The sequence below is a fragment of the Paracoccus marcusii genome, assembly GCF_006151785.1.
Lineage (GTDB): Bacteria > Pseudomonadota > Alphaproteobacteria > Rhodobacterales > Rhodobacteraceae > Paracoccus > Paracoccus marcusii.
In genome coordinates this window covers 1-8806 of record NZ_VDDD01000132.1, presented here as the reverse complement: position 1 = coordinate 8806, position 8806 = coordinate 1, and the positions used below count along the sequence as shown (strand labels likewise).

The 8806-nt window shown below is 70.6% G+C and carries 10 protein-coding genes; 3 read left to right on the top strand and 7 right to left on the bottom strand.

The window, feature by feature from the left end:
- From FHD68_RS15815 to FHD68_RS15790, 7 genes are all read right to left on the bottom strand, one after another.
- Positions 1-317 (bottom strand): hypothetical protein (locus tag FHD68_RS15815; RefSeq protein WP_208863791.1); only part of this gene is annotated, 317 nt, incomplete at its 3' end.
- A 15-nt stretch (positions 318-332) separates the two neighbouring features.
- Positions 333-1607 (bottom strand): hemolysin family protein, encoded by a 1275-nt coding sequence (locus FHD68_RS15810; RefSeq protein ID WP_127898041.1) that lies wholly within the window; start codon positions 1605-1607, stop codon positions 333-335.
- A gap of 195 nt (positions 1608-1802) precedes the next feature.
- Positions 1803-1964: a hypothetical protein gene (locus FHD68_RS19095; RefSeq protein WP_157020456.1), complete on the bottom strand. Its 162-nt coding sequence runs from the start codon at positions 1962-1964 to the stop codon at positions 1803-1805.
- 135 nt (positions 1965-2099) lie between these two features.
- Positions 2100-3617 (bottom strand): tripartite tricarboxylate transporter permease, encoded by a 1518-nt coding sequence (locus FHD68_RS15805; protein WP_045982029.1) that lies wholly within the window; start codon positions 3615-3617, stop codon positions 2100-2102.
- A 4-nt stretch (positions 3618-3621) separates the two neighbouring features.
- The gene (locus FHD68_RS15800; protein WP_127898039.1) at positions 3622-4110 is read right to left on the bottom strand and encodes a tripartite tricarboxylate transporter TctB family protein; all 489 of its coding nucleotides are present in this window, start codon (positions 4108-4110) and stop codon (positions 3622-3624) included.
- Entirely contained in the window at positions 4107-5051 is a 945-nt protein-coding gene (locus FHD68_RS15795; RefSeq protein WP_240542512.1) for a Bug family tripartite tricarboxylate transporter substrate binding protein, read from the bottom strand. Before FHD68_RS15795 ends, FHD68_RS15800 begins: the two co-directional genes overlap by 4 nt.
- Before the next feature lie 84 nt (positions 5052-5135).
- Positions 5136-6233 carry an ABC transporter substrate-binding protein gene (locus tag FHD68_RS15790; protein ID WP_205963184.1) on the bottom strand — a complete coding sequence of 366 codons (1098 nt, stop codon included), beginning with the start codon at positions 6231-6233 and terminating at the stop codon, positions 5136-5138.
- 99 nt (positions 6234-6332) lie between these two features.
- On the opposite strand from FHD68_RS15790, the gene FHD68_RS15785 reads away from it, so the two are divergent.
- From FHD68_RS15785 to FHD68_RS15775, 3 genes are all read left to right on the top strand, one after another.
- Positions 6333-7001 carry a response regulator gene (locus FHD68_RS15785; protein ID WP_046000203.1) on the top strand — a complete coding sequence of 223 codons (669 nt, stop codon included), beginning with the start codon at positions 6333-6335 and terminating at the stop codon, positions 6999-7001.
- Between the two features lie 6 nt (positions 7002-7007).
- A complete protein-coding gene (locus tag FHD68_RS15780) occupies positions 7008-8369 on the top strand; it encodes a sensor histidine kinase (RefSeq protein WP_127898037.1) in 1362 nt (453 codons plus the stop codon).
- A 97-nt stretch (positions 8370-8466) separates the two neighbouring features.
- The gene (locus FHD68_RS15775) at positions 8467-8802 is read left to right on the top strand and encodes a hypothetical protein (RefSeq protein ID WP_127898036.1); all 336 of its coding nucleotides are present in this window, start codon (positions 8467-8469) and stop codon (positions 8800-8802) included.
- Positions 8803-8806: the final 4 nt, after the last annotated feature.

Below are 8806 nucleotides of genomic sequence, written 5' to 3'. Positions count from 1 at the left end.
GGGGGTGCGGCGCGGCGTGCCTGCGGCAGGACCAGCCTGACGGGCGCACGCGGGGGCGGCGGCGAAAACGGTTCCGGATCGGCCCCCGCGGCGGGTGACGGCACCACCGGCACGCCCTGGCGGTCGACCAGCGCGACGGTTGCAGGCAGGCCGAGCTGTGACAGGCGGTCGCCAGACAGATGCGGCACCTGCCGCTGCCAGGCCGGATGGGAAACCGCCACCGCCGCGACCAGCAGCAGGACCGCGCAGACGGCCCACAGCCTCAGGACAAGGGTCCTGAGGCTGTTATGGGATGCGGCGTTCGGCGGGACGGACATCGGTTCTGGCGTTCCTCAGTCGATGCGGGCGACCAGCAGCTTGTCGATGCGGCGGCCATCCAGGTCCACCACCTCGATCCGCCAGGGCGACAGGGTCACGTGGGCGCCCACCTCGGGCAGGACGCCCGCAAGGTCAAGAACCAGGCCGGCCACGGATTCGTAATCGCGATCCTCGGGAAGCGGGACGCCCAGCAGGTCGGAGAACTCGTCCACCGGCATCCAGCCCGCGATCAGCCAGCTGCCATCGTCGCGCCGGACGGCCTTGGGCTCGTCCTCTCCGGGGTCGGGGAAATCGCCGGCGATGGCTTCCAGCACGTCCATCGCGGTGATCACACCCTCGAAATGCCCGTATTCGTCAAAGACCAGCAGCATGTGCGCGGGCGAAGATTTCAGCTGCTCGATCACGTTCAGTGCCGGCAGTCCGTCGCGAACGACGGGCACCGCCTGGATCAGCGCGCGCGGGTCGGCGGCGGGATCGGCCTGCAGTCGGATCAGGTCGCGGGCATGGATGACGCCGACGATGTCGTCATCGGCCCCGTCCCGCAGCAGGATGCGAGAGCGGTGGCCGGTGCGGAAGATCTGCGCCAGATCGTCGGGGGTGGCGTTCGCGTCGGCGATCAGCACCTCGTGGCGCGGGGTCATCAGGCCGCGCGCGGTGCGGTCGGCGATCCGCATGACGCCGGCGATCATCTCGTTCTCGGCCGGGGCGATGACGCCGGCGTTGTGCGCCTCGGCCAGCATGACCTTGATCTCCTCGTCGGACATGCTGCTCTCGGCCTTGCCCGATTGGCCCAGCAGGGCCAGCAGCACCCGCCCCGACCGGTCCAGCACCCAGACCACCGGCGCCGCGATGCGCGAGATCATCCGGATCAGCGGCGCGATGCGCGCGGCCACGGCCTCGGGGGCGCGCAGGGCGATCTGCTTGGGGACCAGTTCCCCGACGATCAGCGACAGATAGGTGATGGCGACGACCACGCCTCCCACGGCCAGCGTATGGGCCAACGCGGGCTGCATGCCCCCCGCGACCAGGGCGGTGGCCAGGCGCGTGCCCAGTGTCGCGCCCGAGAAGGCGCCCGACAGCACGCCCACCAGCGTGATGCCGATCTGCACGCTGGACAGGAACCGGCCCGGATCGGCGGCCAGGTCCAGCGCGGTCGCGGCCCCCCGGCTGCCCTGCTGCGCCATGGTCTTGAGCCGGGCGGGCCGGGCAGAGACGATGGCAAGTTCGGACATGGCAAGAACGCCGTTGAACAGGGTCAACAGCAGGACGATGGCGATTTCGAGGAGCATTGAACTTTCGTCAGGTGATGAAAGGCGGCGTCACGGCCGTCCTGGACCGCCACGATAAGCGACGGCCCCCCATCGGACCAGCACCTTTCCGTGTCCGCTCACGCAATCGTCGGTTTTCCGCCAACGTGGCGCGGAAACACGAAGACGCGCCGCGGGGGGCGGCGCGCCGGGTGGCGGATCGGGCCGGGGCCGCGATCAGATATGGGTCGGAAAGCTGTCGCGGCGGATGCCCAGCTGCTTCAGGCTGGCATCGGCGGGACGGCGATGGGCGCGGACGGCGCGGGCCGCCTCGAGGCTGGCACCCAGAGTGTCCATCGCGGACAGAAGGCGGTTCCAGGCATTGCGCAGGGTGGTCATTTCGGTCTCTCTTTCCGTCATCAGGTGACAGCAGAGATATCGGGTCCGACCCCCGTTTCTGCAATGCAGCATCCGGTCAACCCAGCCTTGCGCCAAGTGCATGACCCCGGCCCGTCACCGGGCCGGGGTTTCGCGTCAATCCTCGTCCGATGCCATCTGGCTGAGGACCTGACCCTTGCCGCGGGCCCGCATGATCATCGGCACGATCAGCGCAAAGGCTGCGACCGCGATTAGCCCCGCGGATACCGGGGTCGAGACCAGCGTCATCACGTCGCCCTGGCTGATCGACAGCGCGCGGCGCAGCTGCTGTTCGGCCATCGGGCCCAGGATCAGCCCCACGACCACCGGCGCGATGGGATAGCCGTAGAGGCGCATCAGGTAGCCCATGACGCCAAAGATCAGCAGCATCGACAGTTCGATCGGGGACGGGTTGGCGCCGATCGTGCCCAACGTGGCAAAGCACAGGATGCCCGCGTAAAGCCACGGCCGCGGGATGGTCAGCAGGCGCACCCACAACCCGATCAGCGGCAGGTTCAGGATCACCAGCATCACGTTGGCGATCAGCAGCGACGCGATCAGGCCCCAGACCAGGTCCGGGTTGGTCGCGAACAGCAGCGGTCCGGGCTGCAGGCCGAACTGCTGGAACCCGGCCAGCATGATCGCCGCGGTGGCGGTGGTCGGCAGGCCCAACGTCAGCAGCGGAACCAGCGTGCCCGCGGCGCTGGCATTGTTCGCGGCCTCGGGCCCGGCGACGCCCTCGATGGCGCCGTGGCCGAACTCCTCGGGGCGCTTGGCGGCGCGTTTCTCGGCGGCATAGGACAGGAAGGTGGCGATGTCGGCACCGCCAGCCGGCATGGCGCCGATGGGAAAGCCGATGAAAGTGCCGCGCAGCCAGGGTTTCCAGGACCGCTTCCAGTCCTCGCGCGTCATCCAGACAGATCCCTTGACCGCCGTCACCTTGTCCTCGACGCCATGACGGTTGGCGGCGACGATCATCGCCTCGCCCACGGCGAACAGCGCCACGGCCAGGGTCGTGACCTCGATCCCGTCCAGCAGCTGCGGGACGCCAAAATCCAGCCGCGCCTGACCGGTCAGCTGGTCGATGCCGACCAGGGCCAGCGCCAGGCCGATGAACAGCGATATCAGCCCCTTGCGCGCGCTGTCGCCGAAGGCAGACGACACGGTGACGAAGGCCAGCACCATCAGCGCGAAATACTCGCGCGGGCCGAAGGTCAGGGCCAGCTTGACCACGGTCGGCGCGACGAAGGCCAGAAGCAGCGTCGCGACCAGCCCCGCGACGAAGGACCCGATGGCGGCGGTGGCCAGCGCCGGTCCGCCGCGTCCGGCGCGGGCCATCTTGTTGCCCTCCAGCGCGGTCACGATGGAGGCGCTTTCGCCCGGCGTGTTCAGCAGGATCGACGTGGTCGATCCGCCATACATGCCGCCGTAATAGATGCCCGCGAACATGACCAGCGACCCGGCCGGGTCCAGCCCGTAGGTCACCGGCAGCAGCAGCGCCACGGTCAGCGCGGGCCCGATGCCGGGCAGCACGCCCACGGCGGTGCCCACGGTCACGCCGATCAGCGCGTAGAGCAGGATCATCGGGTCGGTCGCGACCATCAGGCCCTGGAACAGGTATCCGAACGTGTCCATGCCCCTAGCCCCCCGTGATCAGGCGTTCCAGCGGACCCGCCGGAAGGCTGAGGTTCAGAAGCTGGGAGAAGACCAGATAGATCGTCCCGGTGAAGATCAGCCCGATGGGCAGGGTCAGCGCCAGGTTGCGCTTGCCAAAGGCCCGGGCGGTGGCCGCGAACAGCAGCGCGGTCGCAATGACGAAGCCCGCCGTGTTCAGCAGCGCCAGCTGCGCGGCCAGGCCGCCGATGATCCAGGCGATGGGCGCGGGATCCTGGGCCGGGCGTTCGGCCGGCGCGTCGCGGAATGCCGCGACGATGGTCCAGACCGACAGCGCCAGCAGCGCCCAGGCGATCCAGCGCGGGACGTCGGCCGGGCCGACGCCGGAATAGCCCCGGTTCTGCGGCAGCGTGGCCACGTCGCGGAAAATGATGACCGCGATCAGCGCCAGCACGGCCGCCACGGTCAGCGCCGCCCCGTCGGGGCGGCGTCTCGTGTCCGGGGCAGTCGTCATTCGACCAGCCCGATGTCCTTGAGGACCGCGGCCGTCGTGGCGGTCTCCTCCTCTAGCTGGGCGCGGAACGCGTCGCCCGCCAGATAGGTGTCGGCCCAGCCCTTGGTCGCCAGCGCCTCCTGCCATGCGGTCGATTTGGCCATCGTCTCGATGTCGGCGGCGATGGCGGCCTCGTCCTCGGGGGACAGTCCTGCGGGGGCGGCGACCATGCGCCAGTTTTGCAGCACGACGTCCAGGCCGACCTCGGTCAGGGTGGGGGCGTCGACGCCCTCGATCCGCTCCTCGGAGGTGACGGCCAGGATGCGCAGCGTCCCGGCATCGGCCTGCGGCTTGAACTCGCCAAGGCTGGAGATGCCCGCGGTCACCTGGTTGCCCAGGATCGCGGCCAGTGCCTCGCCGCCGCCGGAATAGGCGATGTAATTGATCGCGGTCGGGTCGACATCGGCGGCATTGGCCAGAAGGCCCACCGCGATGTGGTCCGCGCCACCCGCCGAACCGCCGGCCCAGCTGACGGAGCCGGGATCGGCCTTCAGCATCTCGACCAGCTGGTTGATGTCCTGGATCTCGGATGCGGTGGGCACCACGATCGCCTCGTATTCGCCGGTCAGGCGGGCAATGGGCGTCACGTCGGCCAGCGACACGGGCGAGGCGTTGGTCAGGATCGCGCCGACCATCACATAGCCGCCCACGATCAGCTGGTCGGCCTTTCCGGTGGCCGAGGACGCGAACTGCGCCAGACCCACGGTGCCGCCGGCGCCCGGAACGTTCTGGACCTGCACGGAATCAGAGATGCCCTCGGCCTGCAGGACCTCCTGCATGGTGCGGGCGGTCTGGTCCCAGCCGCCGCCCGGTGCGGCAGGCGCCAGGATGGTATAGTCGGTGGCCAGCGCCGGAACGGCCAGGGCCGCGGTGAACAGGCCCGCAAGAATCGCGTGTTTCAAGATAGTCCTCCCCATTGGCCGGGCCTCCACCCGGCAACGGGCATCCTGACACGCCAACCTGACGCAAAGCTGACATCGGCGCGATTATTCCGGGCCCGGCTCCGGCTCCGGCGGGGACAATGCCTGCTGCCATCGCGCGATCAGCCGGGCACGGCGCGACTGGTCCAGATAGGCCAGCAGGCCGGGGCTGATCGCCACGGGGCGCAGCTGCGCGCCCAGCGCCGGGGGCATGCCGTCCGCGCCCGACGACACCTCCAGGCTGACGGCGGGCAGGCGCAGCTCTTCGGCCAGGATGGTCTGGCCCTCGCGCGACATCAGGAAGGCCAGGAAGGCCGCGCCCAGGTCGGGCCGCGCCGCGGCACGCGGCACCAGCGCCACCCGCGACACGACCACGGTGAAGTCGCGCGGCAACAGCAGGCCCACATCCGGCTCCTGCCGCGCCCAGTCCGCGGCATAGGACCCCAGGATGTTGTATCCGACCGCCAGCCGCCCGTCGGCCACGCGTTCCAGGATCTCGCGTGAGGTCGCGAACTGCTGGACGCCCGCGCGTCCCATCGCCTGGCCCAGGTTCCAGATGTCGAAGAAATGCTCCTGGTCGCGGGCCAGGAACAGGTATCCCACCCCCGACAGTGCGATGTCATAGGTGCCGATGCGCCCCTGCACCGTCGCCCCGCCATGATCCAGCCAGTCCAGCAGCTCGAACCGGGTCGCGGGGGGCTGGCGGTCGCGGAAGCTGGGCTTGTGATAGACCAGGACGGCGGGTTCGAATGTGATCGCATAGGCCGTGTCGCGCCAGTTCGCCCAGCGCGGCCAGTCGGCCGAGGACGGCGTGGCCACCGCCTGGGCATAGCCGTCATTGGCCAGCTTGATCTGCAGGTCCATGGCCGAGGAGAACGCCAGATCCGCGGTGGTGCCGCCGGCATCAGTCTCCTCGGTGATACGCGCAAAGATCTGGCCGGTCAGCAGGTCCTGGTATTCGACGGCGATGTCGGGGTTCAGCGCCTGGAACCCCTGGATCAGCGGGCTGGCCAGATCCTCGTCCAGCGACATGTAAAGGCGCAGCGGCCGGTCCTGCGCGCCCGAGGGCGCGGGAAACCGCAGCGTGTCGGCCGCCGCCGCCCCGGCGACGACGGACAGGATCAGCGCAACGCAGGACAGGCGGGGAATCATGCGCACCAGCATGGCGCATCGTGGCACCCGCCGCCCCGCCGGACAAGCGGGCCGCGCGCCCTTGCCTGCCCGGCCCGCGCGGCCCTAAGATCGCCGCCGGGGGGACGGTCGATGCGCATTCTGCTGGTCGAGGACAACGCGGCGCTGGCCGACGGGCTGGTGCAGCTTCTGGCCGGCGCGGGGCATGCCGTAGATCATGTCGATGACGGCGCCTCGGCCGAGGCGCTGATCGCGGCGGAGCGGTTCGACCTGGTGATCCTGGACCTGAACCTGCCGCAGATGGACGGGCTGGAGGTCCTGCGCCGCATGCGCACCCGCCGCGACCCGGCCGCGGTGATGATCCTGACCGCCCGCGGCACGCCCGAGGAACGCGTCCGGGGCCTGGACCTGGGGGCCGACGACTACATGGTCAAACCCTTCGAGATCACCGAGTTCGAGGCCCGCGTCCGGTCGCTGCTGCGCCGCCAGGCGGGCCTGCGCGCGGCCGAGGTCACGATCGGCGGCGTCATGCTGGACCTGACCGCGCGCCGTTTCCTGGCCGAGGGGCAGCCGATGGACCTGCCCGCCCGCGAACATGCGCTGCTGGAACTGCTGTTCATGCGCGCCGGCAAGGTCGTCCCCAAGGAGACGATCATGCAATCCATGACCTCGCTGGAGGATACCCTGTCGGACAACGCGATCGAGCAATATGCCAGCCGCCTGCGCCGCAGGCTGGCGCCCCACGGGGTGCAGCTGCGCACCGCGCGGGGCATCGGCTATTACATCGACAAGGGCGTCTGAGCGCCGATGGGATCGCTGCGCCGCCGACTGCTGGCCTGGCTGCTGGCGGCCACGGCCGCCCTGGGCACGCTGGCGATGGCCGACACCTGGTCCGAGGCCGTGTCCACCGCGCGCGCCGTGTCCGACCGGGTGCTGACCGGATCGGCGCTGGCCATCGCGGAACGGGTGACGGTGGGCGACGATGCCGCCCTGCAGGCCGACATCCCCTATTCCGCGCTGGAGATGCTGACCTCGACCGCGCAGGACAGCGTGTTCTATCGCGTCGACGGGCCGGGCGGGTTCATGACCGGCTATGCCGACCTGCCGCTGGCCGAACCGGGCTCGGATGGGGCGGGCTACGCGGATGCGGTGTTCGCGGGCGCGCCGATCCGGGTCATCACGCTGGCGCGGACCGTGTCGACGGGCATCGAATCCATCCCGTTCCGCGTGACGGTCGCGGAATCCAAGCTGGCGCGGAACCAGCTGTCGCAGGCGATCCTGCTGCGCTCGGCGGCCAGGTTGGCGCTGATGATCTGCGGGGCGGCGGCGATCATCTGGATCGCGGTTCCACTGGCGCTGCGCCCGCTGAACAGGCTGGGCGACGCGATCAGCGCGCGGCGCGCGGACGACCTGTCCCCCCTGCCCACCGACGTCCCGCAGGAGGTCCAGGACCTGGTCGCGGCGATGAACTCGTTCATGGCGCGGCTGGACACGGCGCTGTCGGCGCTGCGCAACTTCACCGGCAATGCCAGCCATCAGCTGCGCACGCCGCTGGCGGTGATCCGCACCCAGCTGACACTGGCGCAGCGGGCGGGCGACGCGCAGGCCGCGCGATCGGCGGTGGCCAAGGGCGACGCGGCACTGGCCGATGCCGAACGGATCCTGGCGCAGCTGCTGCTGCTGGCGCGGGTCGATGCGGCAGCGGGCCATCCGATGGTCGCGCCGCTGGATGCCCACGCCCTGGCCCGCGATCTGACCGGAGAGATGATCCCCCGCGCCGCCGGTGCGGGGATCGACCTGGGCTATGACGGCCAGCCCGTCGTCGTGCGCGCCGAACCCGTCCTGCTGGCCGAGGCGCTGAAGAACCTGGTCGACAACGCGCTGGCCTATGCCGGCCGCGGGGCAGAGGTTACCGTCCGCGTCGCGCGGCAGGACGGCACGGCGGTGATCTCGGTCGAGGATGACGGCCCCGGCATCGCCGCCCCGGCGATGGACCAGCTGACCTCGCGCTTTACCCGCGGCGCGTTGGCCGAGGCGCGGCCCGGCGGCAGCGGCCTGGGCCTGTCCATCGTGACCGAGATCGCGCAGCTGTTCGGCGGGACCTTGCGGCTGCGCGCGGGGGCGCAGGGGCGCGGCCTGCGGGCCGAACTGCACCTGCCGGTGGGGTGACAAACGCGTCTGCGCCCCCCACCCGCCCTTGCATCGCCCCGGCAGCGTCTGCAATATCCGCGCCATGGACGGACAGCGGACACCCTTGGCGTGCATCATGCGCGTTCTGGTCCTGGTGGCCAGCATCGTGCAGCTTGCGCTGTACGGGGCGACGGCGCCTGCCTCGGTCGAACTGGGGCCGCAGTTCCTGCGCCTGACCGAGGAGCAGCGGCTGTATTCCGACAGCCCGGCCCAGGTCGCCGTCCTGACCTCCAAGGCTCCGGCCGGACCGCAGGCGACATCATCACTGCCGGACGCCGATCCCTGGTACCGCACGCCCGCGAGGCCCGTCCCGCCGCAAGCCGTCTCGATCATCGCCGCGTCCGACGCGGACGTTCCCCGGCCGCAGGGCGTCGCCCGCCCTGCCCGCGCCCGCGGCCCTCCGCTGGCCTGACCCG

Coding starts and splice junctions, on each gene's coding strand:
- FHD68_RS15805 (WP_045982029.1), bottom strand. CDS start 3,617: ATGGACACGTTCGGATACCTGTTCCAGGGCCTGATGGTCGCGACCGAC.
- FHD68_RS15810 (WP_127898041.1), bottom strand. CDS start 1,607: ATGCTCCTCGAAATCGCCATCGTCCTGCTGTTGACCCTGTTCAACGGC.
- FHD68_RS15785 (WP_046000203.1), top strand. CDS start 6,333: ATGCGCATTCTGCTGGTCGAGGACAACGCGGCGCTGGCCGACGGGCTG.
- FHD68_RS15780 (WP_127898037.1), top strand. CDS start 7,008: ATGGGATCGCTGCGCCGCCGACTGCTGGCCTGGCTGCTGGCGGCCACG.
- FHD68_RS15800 (WP_127898039.1), bottom strand. CDS start 4,110: ATGACGACTGCCCCGGACACGAGACGCCGCCCCGACGGGGCGGCGCTG.
- FHD68_RS19095 (WP_157020456.1), bottom strand. CDS start 1,964: ATGACCACCCTGCGCAATGCCTGGAACCGCCTTCTGTCCGCGATGGAC.
- FHD68_RS15790 (WP_205963184.1), bottom strand. CDS start 6,233: ATGCTGGTGCGCATGATTCCCCGCCTGTCCTGCGTTGCGCTGATCCTG.
- FHD68_RS15775 (WP_127898036.1), top strand. CDS start 8,467: ATGCGCGTTCTGGTCCTGGTGGCCAGCATCGTGCAGCTTGCGCTGTAC.